The sequence below is a fragment of the Pseudomonas sp. HT11 genome, from assembly GCF_044875395.1.
GTDB lineage: Bacteria > Pseudomonadota > Gammaproteobacteria > Pseudomonadales > Pseudomonadaceae > Aquipseudomonas.
Genome location: NZ_CP173217.1, coordinates 5,951,426 through 5,965,899 on the forward strand (window position 1 = coordinate 5,951,426; position 14,474 = coordinate 5,965,899).

Below are 14,474 nucleotides of genomic sequence, written 5' to 3' on the forward strand. Positions count from 1 at the left end.
GCGCCGCGAATTCATGCACAACACGGTATACTCCCGCTCTTTTTTCCGGAGCGACGTCATGTCCCTGCCAAGCCTGCGTCTCAAAGCCAACGCCGATCGTCGTTTGCGCAACGGCCACCTGTGGGTCTACAGCAACGAAATCGACGTGGCCGCCACCCCACTTCACGGCTTCCAGGCAGGCGACCAGGCTATCCTGGAAGCGGCCGGCGGCAAGACCCTGGGCATCGTGGCCATGAGCCCGAACAACCTGATCTGTGCCCGTCTGCTGTCGCGCGACATCAAGTTGCCATTGGACAAGTCGCTGCTGGTGCACCGTATCAATGTGGCCCTGTCGCTGCGTGACCGCCTGTTCGACAAGCCGTTCTACCGCCTGGTGTACGGCGACTCCGACCTGCTGCCGGGCCTGGTGGTTGACCGTTTCGGTGACATCCTGGTCGTCCAGATCGCTTCGGCGACCATGGAAGCCCACAAAGAAGACGTGATCGCCGCCCTGACCCAAGTGCTCAAGCCAAGCGGCATCCTGTTCAAGAACGACTCCGCCGCGCGCGATGCCGAAGGCCTCAACCGCTACGTTGAAACCGTGTTCGGCCTGGTGCCGGAGTGGGTCGCGCTGGAAGAGAACGGCGTGAAATTCGAAGCCCCGGTAATCCAGGGCCAGAAGACCGGCTGGTTCTACGACCACCGCATGAACCGCGCCCGCCTGGCGCCGTATGCCAAAGGCAAACGCGTGCTGGACCTTTACAGCTACATCGGTGGCTGGGGCGTGCAGGCCGCAGCCTTCGGCGCCAGTGAAGTGTTCTGCGTCGACGCCTCCGCCTTCGCCCTCGACGGCGTGGAACGCAACGCTGCGCTGAACGGCGTTGCCGAGAAGATGACCTGCATCGAAGGCGATGTGTTCGAAGCCCTCAAAGAGCTGAAAGCCAGCGAAGAACGCTTCGACGTGATCGTGGCCGACCCACCGGCTTTCATCAAACGCAAAAAAGACATGAAAAACGGCGAAGGCGCCTATCGCCGCCTGAACGAGCAAGCCATGCGCCTGCTCAGCAAGGACGGCATCCTGGTCAGCGCATCCTGCTCGATGCACTTGCCGGAAGACGACCTGCAAAACATCCTGCTGACCAGCGCCCGTCACCTGGACCGCAATATCCAGATGCTCGAGCGCGGCGGCCAGGGCCCGGATCACCCGGTGCACCCGGCGATTGCCGAAACGCGCTACATCAAGAGCATTACGTGCCGGTTGTTGCCCAATAGCTGATTGAACGCGGGCTAAATGTGGGAGCGGGCTTGCTCGCGAAAGCGGCAAGTCAGTCGATGAATGAGTTGACTGACACTACGTATTCGCGAGCAAGCCCGCTCCCACATTTTGGTTTGTGGTGTGTCAGGGCAACTTTCCTATCACCGCAAACCACAACAATTCGGGAACCGTCCTTCAACGGTTTTGATTGAATTCCACATTTCGCAGACTAGTATCGGTTTCTGGAATTACTCCGGAAAACAAAAACAATGTCTGGGCCCTACCTCTCCCGCTTCATCCTCATCACCTGCATTTCCCTGATCAGCTTTTTCCCTATCAACATTCTGCTGCCCTCGTTTCCCGCACTGGCTGCCAGGTTCGACACACCTACCGCAGAAATCGCACTGTCGATCAGTCTGTTCACGCTGGTGTTTTCAGTGTCCCAATTGGTTGCCGGCCCGCTGTCGGATAAATGGGGCCGCAAGGAAGTCCTGCTCGGTTGCATCACGCTGTCGATCCTGGGTGCGATAGGTTGCGCATTATCGACGGACTACCTGAGCTTCCTGCTGTTTCGCTCGGTCCAGGCCATGGGTTGCGGCTTCTTCGTACTGGGCCACGCGTTAGTGGAAGACCTGTTCGAAGAACAGGATCGAGCCCGTGTGCGCCTCTACTACATGACCCTGAGCGGCTCGTTCGTCGCCTTGTCACCGCTGATCGGCTCCTGGTTGCAAACCACCTTCGATTGGCAGGGTAGTTTCTATGGATTCGCACTGATGGCGTTGGGGATGTTGATCCATGCGTTCTGCATACTGCCCTCCAAGTCCGCCAGCCCGCACCGCACGCCGGTGTCGATCATCGGCACGCTGAAAGATGTCGCGACCAATCGCGACTTCCTGCGTTACTGGTGGATCGCCGCGTTGGTGTTCGCCTGCTACTTCGCCTTGATCAGCGTGACACCGTTGATTTTCATGGACTCGTTGAAACTCTCCGAATACCAGTACGCACTGGTACTCATGGTGTATGGCGTGGCCTATCTGCTCGGCGGTTTGGCGGCGTCGTATCTTCAAAAACGCATCTCGCTGTCCCGGCAAATCAACATCGGCCTTGGATTGCTGCTTATCGCAGGCGTGCTTCTGATGCTGATCGTCGGTCTTGGAGCCATCACCACCATCACCCTGCTGATCCCGATGCTGATCAGCGCCCTGGCCGTAACTCTGGTTCGCCCCGCCGCGATTTCCGCCGCCATGTTGCTGTTCTCCAGCAGCGCCGGCACCGCCGCCTCGGCCGGCAACAGCATCATGTTCATCACCGCTGCCGTCAGCAGCGCCGCCCTCGCCCAAGCCGGGGCCAACCTGCTGATGACCATCGCCATCAGCTTCATCGTGCTCAGCGTTTGGGGCGTGATGACGAACGCGCGGGTCGGCCGCTGACCATGAAACTTGCACACCCACACGTCTCGTAAGCGCTATCTACACGCTGGCGGCCATTCCCTCCGGCCGCCAGCGGTGTAGAATCGACGCTATTCATCGCCAGTCATCCCCCGGCGGGTTTATGAGCTCGAGGCCCAAGCACGCGGCGATCCCGCGACGCGAGTGGCAACGTTTGGACACACGGCCATTTTCTGAGTGTTCCAGACGTCAATAGAAGCTCACTTCCCTTTAGTACTTGATTAGCCGCCCGGAGTGCTCCATGCCTGATTACCGCTCGAAAACATCCACCCACGGCCGCAACATGGCCGGCGCGCGCGCACTGTGGCGTGCCACGGGGATGAAAGATGACGACTTCAAAAAGCCGATCATCGCGATTGCCAACTCGTTCACCCAGTTCGTACCCGGCCACGTCCACCTCAAGGACCTGGGCCAACTGGTCGCCCGCGAGATCGAACGCGCCGGCGGCGTGGCCAAAGAATTCAACACCATCGCCGTGGATGACGGCATCGCCATGGGCCATGACGGCATGCTGTATTCGCTGCCGAGCCGCGAGATCATCGCCGACTCCGTGGAATACATGGTCAACGCCCACTGCGCCGACGCCATCGTGTGCATCTCCAACTGCGACAAAATCACTCCCGGCATGCTGATGGCCTCCCTGCGCCTGAACATCCCGGTGATCTTCGTCTCCGGCGGCCCGATGGAAGCCGGCAAGACCAAGCTCGCCTCCCACGGCCTTGACCTGGTGGACGCTATGGTCATCGCCGCCGATTCCAGCGCGTCTGACGAGAAAGTCGCGGAATACGAGCGCAGCGCCTGCCCTACCTGCGGTTCGTGCTCCGGCATGTTCACCGCCAACTCGATGAACTGCCTGGTCGAAGCCCTGGGCCTGGCCTTGCCGGGCAACGGTTCCACGCTGGCCACCCACAGCGACCGCGAGCAGCTGTTCCTGCAGGCCGGCCGCACCATCGTCGAGCTGTGCAAGCGTTACTACACCGACAACGATGAGTCGGTGCTGCCGCGCAATATCGCCAACTTCAAGGCGTTCGAAAACGCCATGACCCTGGACATCGCCATGGGCGGTTCCACCAACACCATCCTGCACTTGCTGGCCGCCGCCCAGGAAGCCGAGATCGATTTCGACCTGCGCGACATCGACCGTCTGTCCCGACACGTGCCGCAGCTGTGCAAGGTCGCGCCGAACATCCAGAAGTACCACATGGAAGACGTGCACCGCGCCGGCGGGATCTTCTCGATCCTCGGCTCGCTGGCCCGTGGCGGCCTGCTGCACACCGACCTGCCGACCGTGCACAGCACGAGCATGGCCGAAGGCATCGCCAAGTGGGACATCACCCAGACCACCGACGAAGCCGTGCATCACTTCTTCAAGGCAGGCCCGGCCGGCATCCCGACGCAAACGGCGTTCAGCCAGTCCACCCGCTGGGACACCCTCGATGACGACCGTGAAAACGGCTGCATCCGCAGTGTCGAGCACGCCTACTCGCAAGAAGGCGGCCTGGCCGTGCTGTACGGCAACATCGCACTGGATGGCTGCGTGGTGAAAACCGCCGGTGTGGATGAGTCGATCCACGTGTTCGAAGGCAACGCCAAGATCTTCGAAAGCCAGGACAGCGCCGTGCGCGGCATCCTCGCCGACGAAGTAAAGGCCGGCGACATCGTGATCATCCGCTACGAAGGCCCGAAAGGCGGCCCGGGCATGCAAGAGATGCTCTATCCGACGTCGTACCTGAAATCCAAAGGCCTGGGCAAAGCCTGCGCCCTGCTCACCGACGGCCGTTTCTCCGGCGGCACCTCGGGCCTGTCCATCGGCCACGCTTCGCCAGAAGCCGCTGCCGGCGGCGCGATTGGCCTGGTGCAGGACGGCGACAAAGTGCTGATCGACATTCCGAACCGCTCGATCAACCTGTTGATCAGCGACGAAGAACTGGCCGCGCGCCGGGTTGAGCAGGACAAGAAAGGCTGGAAACCGGTCGAGAAGCGTCCGCGCAAGGTCACCACTGCGTTGAAGGCTTACGCCTTGCTGGCCACCAGCGCCGACAAAGGCGCTGTGCGTAACAAAGCGATGCTCGACGGCCTGTAAGCCCCGCGCATAAAAATGCCCCGCCACGTGCGGGGCATTTTTTTGTCTGGGTAAACCCTTCAGCAGTAAGCCGAGTTCCAACATGAGCATGCGGTCGAATGTGGGAGCTGGCTTGCCTGCGATAGCGGTGGGCCAGCCGACTCATGTACTGCCTGACACACCGCCTTCGCGAGCAAGCCCGCTCCCACAGTGGATCGGGCTCCAACTTAAGCATGCGGTCGAATGGGGGAGCTGGCTTGCCTGCGATAGCGGTGGGCCCGACGACTCATGCACTGCCTGACGCACCGCCTTCGCGGGCAAGCCCGCTCCCACAGTTGGCCGGGTTCCAACCTGAGCATGCGGTCGAATGTGGGAGCTGGCTTGCCTGCGATAGCGGTGGGCCGAACGACTCATGTACTGCCTGACACACCGCCTTCGCGGGCAAGCCCGCTCCCACAGTTGATCGGGTTCCAACTTAAGCATGCGGTCGAATGTGGGAGCTGGCTTGCCTGCGATAGCGGTGGGCCCGCCAACTCATGTACTGCCTGACGCACCGCCTTCGCGGGCAAGCCCGCTCCCACAGTGGATCGGGTTCCAACTTAAGAATGCGGTCGAATGTGGGAGCTGGCTTGCCTGCGATAGCGGTGGGCCAGCCGACTCTTGTACTGCCTGACACACCGCTATCGCGGGCAAGCCCGCTCCCACAGGTGACCGGGTTCCACCATGAGCATGCGGTCAAAATGTGGGAGCGGGCTTGCTCGCGAAGCAGGCGGCTCGGTCTTACTGAATCTCGTCCGGCTTGACGATCACCCAGTTCTTGTCCGCCGTCACCGGCAGCCCTTCCTTGGCCTGGGCCGCCGCGTGTTTGGCCATCATGCCGTTGAGTTGGGTCATGTATTTATCCTTGCGGTTGATCCACAGGTGGACGCCCCCCTTGGCCACGTCCACATCGTGAAACAACATGTAGCCGTCGCTGGTGGGGGTGTCGCCGCCGACGATCACCGGTTTTTTCCACTCATCGATGTAGGTGAGGATCGCTGCGTGCTTGCCGGCCATCCAGGTCGCCGGGGTCCACAGGTACGGGGTCAGTTCCAGGCCGAGGTTGGCCTTCTCGTCATACTTGCCGGCGGCGATCTGCTTACGCGCGGTGGTCAGCTCGCCGGTCTTGCGATCCTTGAGCAAGGTGCTCACGCCGATGACGTTCTCGGGTTTGACGTTGTAGCCGTACTTCGGATCGGCGGCGACCATGCGCACCAACTCCTCGGACGCGGCGGTCATCACATACACCTCGATGCCGTTTTCCATCAGTTTGTTGAACAGCTCAGCCTGGCCGGTGAAGACTTTCGGCGGCTGCACGTCCATGGTCTTGACCACGTCACCGTCGTAATAGGTGACCGGCACCGGCTTGCCCGACGCCATCATCTCGTCGACGTAGCCCTTGAGTTCCTTGAGGGTGAAGCCGGAGAAAATCTGCGCAACCCACGGGTAGCAGACCATGTCGTCCACTTCGCAGAGTCGGTAGTAGTAGCTGAACAGGCTTTCCTTGTGGTCGGCGGTGTCTTTGAACGGAATCAGCTTGAGGGACGGGTCCATGGTGTCGCGGGTGATCAGGCCTTTGTTCTCAAGGTACGGCAGCAGGGACTCTTCGAGGTCGTAGCGGTAACTGGTGTTGTCCATGTCGAACACCGCGAAGTTACCCTTGTTGGCGTTGGCGGCGATCATCTTGTTCAACTGCTCGGCGGCAGGCGCCGGCCAGTGCTTCAACTCGGTGGCGGCAAATGCCTGGCTGGCGAGGCCCAAGCAGAAGGCGGCGGCCAGTAGTGTTGGCGCGAACTTCATAAGCGATTTCTCCCTGAGTGAAAGACATCGACGCTAACAAATCTGTGTGACAGTTATCGCCCGAGCACGACCGCTTGCGTCGTGATTGCGCCAAGGGCGTGTGCCTGAGCGTCAAAGGCTTATTCCAAAAACGACAGTCACCATTCCATATCGGTATTAAATCAATATATTTCAAGCTGTTAGGCTTTCCGGTTCGCAATCGCAGGCTCACGCGATTGGCTGCCTTCTCAACGGAGCTTCAATGAATCTGCCCCTGATTCTCAACGTACTGGTGTTCGTGGCCCTGCTTTTGGGCCTGGCACAAACCCGCCGCACACACTGGAGCCTCGCCAAGAAGGTCCTGTTCGCGCTGGTGCTCGGCGTGCTGTTCGGCGCGGCGTTGCACACGATTTATGGCGACGGCAACCCGGTGCTCAAAGCCTCGATCAGCTGGTTTGATCTGGTCGGCAATGGTTACGTGCAGTTGCTGCAAATGATCGTGATCCCGCTGGTATTCGCCTCGATCCTCAGCGCCGTGGCGCGTCTGCATAACGCCTCGTCCCTGGGCAAGATCAGCTTCCTGACCATCGGTACGCTGCTGTTCACCACGGCAATTGCGGCGCTGATCGGTATCGGCCTGACCAACCTGTTCGGCCTTACCGCCGAAGGCCTGGTGGCCGGCACCCAGGAAATGGCGCGCCTGCAAGTGATCCAGAGTGATTACGCAGGCAAGGTCGCCGACCTGAATATCCCGCAGCTGCTGCTGTCGTTCGTGCCAGCCAATCCGTTTGCCGACCTGGCCCGGGCCAAGCCGACGTCGATCATCAGCGTGGTGATTTTTGCTGCGTTTCTCGGGGTTGCCGCACTGCAACTGCTCAAGGACGACGTGGAAAAAGGCCAGAAAGTGCTCAACGCCATCGACACCCTGCAAGCCTGGGTGATGCGCCTGGTGCGCCTGGTGATGAAGCTGACGCCCTACGGCGTGCTGGCGCTGATGACCAAAGTGGTCGCCGGCTCCAACCTGCAAGACATCATCAAACTCGGCAGTTTTGTGGTGGTGTCGTACCTGGCGCTGGGCCTGATGTTTGTGGTGCACGGCCTGCTGCTGTCGCTGGCCGGGGTCAACCCGCTGCGCTTCTTCCGCAAGGTGTGGCCAGTGCTGACCTTTGCCTTCACCAGCCGCTCCAGCGCAGCCGCCATCCCGCTGAGCATTGAAGCGCAGACCCGCCGCCTGGGTATCCCGCAATCGATTGCCGGTTTCGCCGCCTCGTTTGGCGCGACCATCGGCCAGAACGGTTGCGCCGGTCTCTACCCGGCCATGCTCGCGGTGATGGTTGCACCGACCGTGGGCATCAACCCGCTCGACCCGCTGTGGATCGCGACGCTGGTCGCAATCGTGACCTTGAGTTCGGCAGGTGTAGCCGGTGTTGGCGGCGGCGCGACCTTTGCCGCGCTGATCGTACTGCCGGCGATGGGCTTGCCGGTGTCACTGGTGGCGCTGCTGATTTCCGTGGAGCCGCTGATCGACATGGGCCGTACGGCGCTGAACGTGAACGGTTCGATGACGGCGGGTGCGATTACCAGCCAGATCATGGGGCAGACGGATAAAGCGTTGCTCAATGCCGATGAGCATGCGGAGTTAGCGCAAGCCTGATAGACCGCTATCGGGGGCAAGCCCCCTCCCACACTTGATCGCGTTCACTCGGTCAACTGTGGGAGGGGGCTTGCCCCCGATGCTTTTAGGCTTTTTCCCAGACTTCGAAGTTGTAGGCGGGCTTATCGCCCTCGGCCGGGTTCTCGACATTCGACACCAGCTTCCACTGGTTCAGATCAAACTCGGGAAACCACGCGTCCCCGTCCGGGCTCAACGCAACCCGCGTCAGATACAGGCGATCCGCCTGCTCCAACCCTTGCGCATACAACTGCGCACCGCCGATCAGCATCAGCTCATCCACGCCCTGCTCCAGCGCCCAGGCCTCGGCCCGTTCCACCGCCGCAGCCAGTGACGGAAAAACTTCCGCACCTTCAAGCGTCAGATCGGTCTGACGGCTGACCACGATATTCAAGCGCCCCGGCAGCGGTCGGCCCAGCGAATCCCAGGTCTTGCGCCCCATGATGATCGGCTTGCCGAGCGTGGTGGCCTTGAAATATTTGAAATCCCCCGGCAAATGCCAGGGCATGCTGTTGTCGACGCCGATCACGCGGTTTTCACCGAGGGCTGCGATCAGGCTTAAAGGGAGAGTTTTTTTCATGGCGACGAGAATACCAGAGCTGCGAGTCAGCGGTTATGCTCCAACCTCACTTGCTCAACAGGACGGCGCGTGACTGCTCTGAATCCCCTGCACACCCTTTGGCTGACAGAAACCGTGCGCCTGCGTGAAGAACACGCCGGCCCACTCGAAGACTTGGAAGCCAACCGCTTGGCCCGCACGGCCGGTGGCGACTTGCCGACGCGCATCCAGGCGCGCGCCCTGCACTTGGCCGAACGCGACGGATTGACCGCCGCCCTCACCCGCTGGCTGCAAGGCGCCCGTTTGGCGCTGGTGCTGTTGGCCGTGGTCGCGGTGATCAGTGGCGCCGGCCTGGCGTTTGCCGCGCTGGGTAACGGCCTGACCCCGGTGAATGTGTTCTGGGCGCTGGGCAGTCTGCTCGGCTTGAACCTGATTCTGCTGCTGAGCTGGGCCTTGGGCCTGGCGTTTGCCGGCGAGCACAGCGCCAGCCTCGGCCGCCTGTGGCTGTGGCTCAGCGAAAAACTCGCGCGTGATGCCAAGGCGGCTCAGCTGGCGCCGGCACTGCTGCTGTTGCTGCAACGCCACAAACTCAATCGCTGGGCAGTGGGTGTGCTGGTCAACAGCCTGTGGTTGCTGGCATTGCTCAGTGCCATGGTGATTTTGCTGACACTGCTGGCCACCCGGCGCTACGGTTTTGTGTGGGAAACCACCATCCTGGGCGCCGACACCTTTGTCGCCGTCACCCAAGCCCTCGGCAGCCTGCCCGCGCTGCTGGGCTTTAACGTGCCGACCGTCGACATGATCCGCGCCAGCGGCGACTCCGCCCTGAATATCGAAAGCGCACGCCAAGCCTGGGCCGCCTGGCTGGTGGGCGTGCTGCTGGTCTACGGCCTGCTGCCGCGGTTGATCCTCGCGCTGCTGTGCCTGTGGCGCTGGAAACGCGGGCGCGCCGCCCTGCGCCTGGACCTCAACCTGCCCGGCTACAGCCCGTTGCGCGAACGCCTGATGCCAAGCAGCGAGCGGCTCGGTGTCAACGATGCAGCGCCCGAACAGCTGCACCAGGTCAGCGGTGGCGTCAGCGAACTGCAGAGCGACGGCGCCCTGCTGGTGGCCATCGAACTCGACGATCAGCACCCTTGGCCGCCCAAATTACCGGCGAGCATCAAAAACGCCGGCATTCTGGACAGCCGCGAATCGCGCAACAAACTGCTGGAACAGCTCACGCGCTTCCCAGCCGCACGCCTGGCCATCGCCTGCGACCCTCGTCGCTCGCCTGACCGTGGCAGCCTGGCGCTGATCGCCGAACTGGCACGCAGCGCCACGGCCACCCGCGTGTGGCTGCTGCAGGCACCGCCCGGCCAGGCGCTGGACGCCGAACGCCTTGGCGATTGGCACGCCGCGTTGCACCAACTCGAACTGCCCTTCGCCGACTGCGCGCCGCTCACATGGCTGGAGACCGGTCATGACTAAACCGCTGAAACTGGCCGTGGTCGGCCACACCAACGTCGGCAAGACGTCGCTTTTGCGCACGCTGACCCGTGACGTCGGCTTCGGCGAAGTCTCTCATCGCCCCAGCACCACGCGGCATGTGGAAGGCGCGCGGTTGTCGGTCGACGGCGAAGCCTTGCTGGAGCTGTACGACACGCCCGGCCTGGAAGACTCGATCGCCCTGCTCGACTACCTGGAGCGCCTGGATCGCCCCGGCGAGCGCTTGGACGGCCCGGCACGCCTGGCGCGTTTCCTGGAAGGCAGCGAGGCGCGCCAGCGTTTCGAACAGGAGGCCAAGGTTTTGCGCCAACTGCTGGCCTGCGACGCCGGCCTGTATGTGATCGACGCTCGCGAGCCGGTGCTGGCCAAGTACCGCGACGAGCTGCAAGTGCTGGCCAGTTGCGGCAAGCCGCTGCTGCCGGTGCTCAACTTCGTCAGCAGCAGCGACCACCGCGAACCCGACTGGCGCGAAGCCCTGGCCCGCTTGGGCCTGCATGCGCTGGTGCGGTTCGACAGCGTCGCGCCGCCGGAAGACGGGGAGCGCCGCCTGTATGAAAGCCTGGCCCTGCTGCTGGAGAATGCGCGGCCGCAGCTGGAACGGCTGATCCTCGATCAGCAAGCCCAGCGCCAGGCCCGCCAGCAGAGCGCCGCGCGGTTGATCGCCGAGTTGTTGATCGACTGCGCCGCGTGCCGGCGCAGCGTGGTCACCGAGGATGAACAGCAAGCCATCGGCGATTTACGCAAGGCCGTGCGCCAGCGCGAACAAAAATGCGTGGAAGCCCTGCTCAAACTTTTCGGCTTTCGCCCGCAGGACGCCACCGCCAGCGACTTGCCGCTGCTCGACGGCCGTTGGGGCGATGACCTGTTCAACCCCGAAACCCTCAAGCAACTTGGCGTGCGCGTCGGCGGCGGGATTGCCGCAGGCGCGGCCGCCGGGGCCGGCGTGGATTTGCTGGTTGGCGGCCTGACCCTGGGCGTCGCCGCGATTGCCGGTGCGATTGCCGGCGGTGCGCTGCAAACCGCGCGCAGCTACGGCAGCCGTCTGCTGGGCAAGATCAAGGGCCATCGCGAGCTGACCGTCGACGACAGCGTGCTGCGCCTGCTCGCCTTGCGCCAGCGCCAATTGCTCAAGGCCCTGAACCTGCGTGGCCATGCGGCGATGCACAGCATCAAGGTCGACACGCCTCAGGACAAAACCTGGCGCGAGGGCAAGCTGCCGGACGCGCTGCATAAAGCCCGCGCTCACCCGCAATGGTCGTCCCTCAACCCTCACGCCAAACTCAGCCAGGCCGAGCGCCAGGAACAGGTCGAGGCGCTGGCCCTGCGCCTGGATGAACGCTAAGCCGCAAGCAGTTGCCGGGCCTTGGCCTTCAATATCTCAAGGTCCAGCACCGGCACGTGCATGTTTTTGGCCTGCTCATCCCAGTGGCGCATGCGCAGGCTCACCGAACAAAGCGGGTCCTGCTCGAACGCCTGGGCTTCTTCGGCGCTCATCATGCCGCCCTGGTAACCCAGGGTGCGGCGGCTGGCTTCGCTTAAGCGGGCGTAATAGGCCGGCTGGCTGAAGGTCAGGTAACGCTTGGCCTGCACGTGATACTCCACCAGCCTGGCCACGCGTTCGCTGAACCCTGCGCGGCGCAAATAATCCGCGCCCAGCCGCTCGTGGCTGACCACGCCGTAACCGCCCATGTTCGCGCCGCCCTGGCCACAGAGGTGCCCGATGTCGTGGAAAAACGCCGCCAGCACCACTTCATCGTCAAAGCCCTCAGCCATGGCCAACTGTGCGGCCTGGGACATGTGTTCGATCTGCGACACCGGCTCGCCGATGTAGTCCGCCGTGCCATGCTGCTCGTACAAGCCGAAGAGTTCGGCAATCGCCTGTTCCGGGTTCATCACGCCTCACCCCACACTGTGCTGATGTTTCGTTCGGCCATCGCCGGCCCGACGCTCATGCCCACGCCGGTGTGCATCAACGCCGCGCTCACGCCCGGTGCTACGCGCAGGAACGAAAACGGCCCCGGTCCACGCGCGCCATACACGCCCTGCCAGCGCTCCACCACCTGAACCTTGCAACCCAGGGTCTGCTGCGCCAGTTCGATCATCCAGTCATCGACCTGCTCGGTATTGAACGGCGAGGCATCGCGGCCGTAGTCATGGGAATCACCGATGATCAGTTCGCCATAAGGCGTCGGGCTGATCAGCAAGTGAATGCCGTGTTCATGCAAATGCGGTGCATCGCGCAGGATTTGCGCCTGCACGGGCGCCGCTTCCGGCAAATCGGCGAAGGCGCCGTAATGCACACAACTGAGGCCTGTGAGCAACGCGTGTTGCAGGTTCAGGTTGACGGCTGGGCGGGCGCGCAGCATTTGCAGGCGACAGACGCTCGGGTTGAGTTCGGCGATCGATTCCGCCAGCAGGGTTTGGTAGTCGTGGCCGGAGCACACGATGACCTGCTCGCCACGAAAGCTCCCCGCCGTGGTGTGCACGTGGCCAGGCTCAACGTCGCGCACCAGCGTGGAGAAATGAAACTCCACCTTCAATTCGCTGCGAAGGTAGTTGATCAGCGCCGGAATCGCTTCGCGCGAATACAACTGCTGATCGTCCTTGCCATGCAGCGCGGCGCGGTGATGGCGGAACTGGCCGCCATATAGATCTTTCATCGCCGCGCCTTGCAGCAGTTCGACGTTGTAGCCGTAAGCCTGCGCACGACCGGCGCAAAAAGCTTCCAACAGCTGTTCTTCCGCCTCTGTACGCGCAAACAGGTATGAGCCCTTGCGCTTGAGCTGCAGGCCGGCGACCTGCGCCCAATGCCCCCAGATATCACGGCTTTGCAGGGCCAGGTCGAGCATCGGCCCCGGCGGTTGGCCGGTGACCAGCGCCTGGCCAAAGTTGCGCACAGAGGCGCCCAGCGGCGTGGCGCTGCGCTCGAATACCTTGACCTTGAGGCCGCGTTTGGCGGCGGCGTAGGCGTGGGACAGGCCGAGGATGCCGGCGCCGATGATGAGCAGGTCGCTGCGTTGTGTCATGAAGAAATGTCCTGAATTCGAAGCCGTTATCGCCGGCAAGCCAGCTCCCACATTTTGATTTGTGAACACCGTCAAATGTGGGAGCTGGCTTGCCTGCGATGAGGCCATAAGCCCTAACGAAAACCTTACTGACCGGCCACCTTCTCCGACTTGCCGTCATAGCGCTTGCGCCATTCAGTCAGGATGCTGTCGCGGTTTTTCGAGGCCCACGCAAAGTCGTTCTTGATCAGGCGCTGCTCATAATCGGCCGGCAATTCGGTCTGCGGCTTGGCGATACCGGGCTGAGCAAGTACAGCAAAGTTATCTTTGTACAGGTCCATCGCCGCTGCACTGGCGGAGAAGTCAGCGAGCTTTTTAGCTGCATCGGCGTGGGCGGTGCCTTTGATCACGGCAGTCGCTTCAATGTCCCAGCCCAGGCCTTCTTTGGGCAGGATGATGTCCAGCGGTGCGCCCTGGCGTTTCAGTTGAACGGCGGGGTACTCGAAGGAAATACCAATCGGGAATTCACCAGAGGCCGCCAGCTTGCACGGCTTGGAACCGGAGTGAACGTACTGGCCGATGTTCTGGTGCAGGTCGTCCATGTACTGCCAGCCCTGCTTCTCGCCGAAGGTTTGCAGCCAGGCACTGACATCCAAAAAGCCGGTGCCGGAGGAGGCCGGGTTGGGCATCACGATCTTGCCCTTGTACTCAGGCTTGGTCAGGTCTTGCCAGCTCACCGGCTTGGTCAGGCCCTGCTTCTGGGCTTCGATGGTGTTAAAGCAGATGGTTGCGGCCCACACGTCCATGCCGACCCACGCCGGCGGGTTGGCAGCGTCGCGGTAGTTTTTGCCGATTTTGTCCAGGCCCTTCGGCGCATAGTTATCCAGCATGCCTTGCTGATCGAGAATCGCCAGGCTAGAGGCCGCCAGGCCCCAGACCACGTCGGCTTGCGGGCGGTCTTTCTCGGCCAGAAGCTTGGCGGTGATGATGCCGGTGGAGTCGCGCACCCATTTGATCTCGACGTCGGGATTGGCTTTTTCGAAGGCCTGCTTGTAGGTCTTCAACTGCTCGGCTTCTAGGGCCGTGTACACGGTCAGCTCGGTCTTGGCGAAGGCATTCAGGCTGAATGCGGTGAGTACGGCAGCGACCAGCGCCAGGGGCTTGAACATGGAGCACCTCCTTCAAGGA

At 62.3% G+C, this 14,474-nt stretch carries 11 protein-coding genes; 6 read left to right on the top strand and 5 right to left on the bottom strand.

Annotated elements, in window-relative coordinates; translation table 11 throughout:
* Positions 1 to 58 precede the first annotated feature (58 nt).
* From ABWL43_RS27550 to ilvD, 3 genes are all read left to right on the top strand, one after another.
* Positions 59 to 1,255 carry a class I SAM-dependent rRNA methyltransferase gene (locus tag ABWL43_RS27550; RefSeq protein ID WP_003213799.1) on the top strand — a complete coding sequence of 399 codons (1,197 nt, stop codon included), beginning with the start codon at positions 59 to 61 and terminating at the stop codon, positions 1,253 to 1,255.
* A gap of 248 nt (positions 1,256 to 1,503) precedes the next feature.
* Complete coding sequence (locus ABWL43_RS27555; RefSeq protein ID WP_145157776.1) at positions 1,504 to 2,664, top strand: MFS transporter; 1,161 nt, start codon at positions 1,504 to 1,506, stop codon at positions 2,662 to 2,664.
* 259 nt (positions 2,665 to 2,923) lie between these two features.
* Positions 2,924 to 4,765: a dihydroxy-acid dehydratase gene (gene ilvD, locus ABWL43_RS27560; protein ID WP_124418674.1), complete on the top strand. Its 1,842-nt coding sequence runs from the start codon at positions 2,924 to 2,926 to the stop codon at positions 4,763 to 4,765.
* A gap of 759 nt (positions 4,766 to 5,524) precedes the next feature.
* On the opposite strand, the gene ABWL43_RS27565 is transcribed toward ilvD, so the two are convergent.
* Entirely contained in the window at positions 5,525 to 6,583 is a 1,059-nt protein-coding gene (locus ABWL43_RS27565; protein WP_145157782.1) for a haloacid dehalogenase-like hydrolase, read from the bottom strand.
* Between the two features lie 241 nt (positions 6,584 to 6,824).
* Between ABWL43_RS27565 and ABWL43_RS27570 the strand changes: the two genes are divergently transcribed.
* Positions 6,825 to 8,216 (top strand): L-cystine transporter, encoded by a 1,392-nt coding sequence (locus tag ABWL43_RS27570; RefSeq protein WP_145157785.1) that lies wholly within the window; start codon positions 6,825 to 6,827, stop codon positions 8,214 to 8,216.
* An 85-nt stretch (positions 8,217 to 8,301) separates the two neighbouring features.
* Here ABWL43_RS27570 and ABWL43_RS27575 read toward each other — a convergent pair whose 3' ends face one another.
* Positions 8,302 to 8,814 (bottom strand): dihydrofolate reductase, encoded by a 513-nt coding sequence (locus ABWL43_RS27575; protein WP_404485721.1) that lies wholly within the window; start codon positions 8,812 to 8,814, stop codon positions 8,302 to 8,304.
* A gap of 69 nt (positions 8,815 to 8,883) precedes the next feature.
* Between ABWL43_RS27575 and ABWL43_RS27580 the strand changes: the two genes are divergently transcribed.
* On the top strand, positions 8,884 to 10,263 hold the full coding sequence (locus tag ABWL43_RS27580) for a DUF2868 domain-containing protein (protein ID WP_404485723.1): 1,380 nt from the start codon (positions 8,884 to 8,886) through the stop codon (positions 10,261 to 10,263).
* Positions 10,256 to 11,623: a GTPase/DUF3482 domain-containing protein gene (locus tag ABWL43_RS27585; protein WP_404485726.1), complete on the top strand. Its 1,368-nt coding sequence runs from the start codon at positions 10,256 to 10,258 to the stop codon at positions 11,621 to 11,623. Before ABWL43_RS27580 ends, ABWL43_RS27585 begins: the two co-directional genes overlap by 8 nt.
* On the opposite strand, the gene ABWL43_RS27590 is transcribed toward ABWL43_RS27585, so the two are convergent.
* The 3 genes from ABWL43_RS27590 to ABWL43_RS27600 form a co-directional block, all read right to left on the bottom strand.
* On the bottom strand, positions 11,620 to 12,174 hold the full coding sequence (locus ABWL43_RS27590; protein WP_404485728.1) for a phosphonate degradation HD-domain oxygenase: 555 nt from the start codon (positions 12,172 to 12,174) through the stop codon (positions 11,620 to 11,622). The two genes, ABWL43_RS27585 and ABWL43_RS27590, sit on opposite strands and share 4 nt — an antisense overlap.
* On the bottom strand, positions 12,174 to 13,307 hold the full coding sequence (locus ABWL43_RS27595) for a TIGR03364 family FAD-dependent oxidoreductase (protein WP_404485730.1): 1,134 nt from the start codon (positions 13,305 to 13,307) through the stop codon (positions 12,174 to 12,176). The genes ABWL43_RS27590 and ABWL43_RS27595 overlap by 1 nt, the downstream gene beginning before the upstream one ends.
* A gap of 125 nt (positions 13,308 to 13,432) precedes the next feature.
* Positions 13,433 to 14,455 carry a putative 2-aminoethylphosphonate ABC transporter substrate-binding protein gene (locus ABWL43_RS27600; protein WP_145157799.1) on the bottom strand — a complete coding sequence of 341 codons (1,023 nt, stop codon included), beginning with the start codon at positions 14,453 to 14,455 and terminating at the stop codon, positions 13,433 to 13,435.
* Positions 14,456 to 14,474 lie beyond the last annotated feature (19 nt).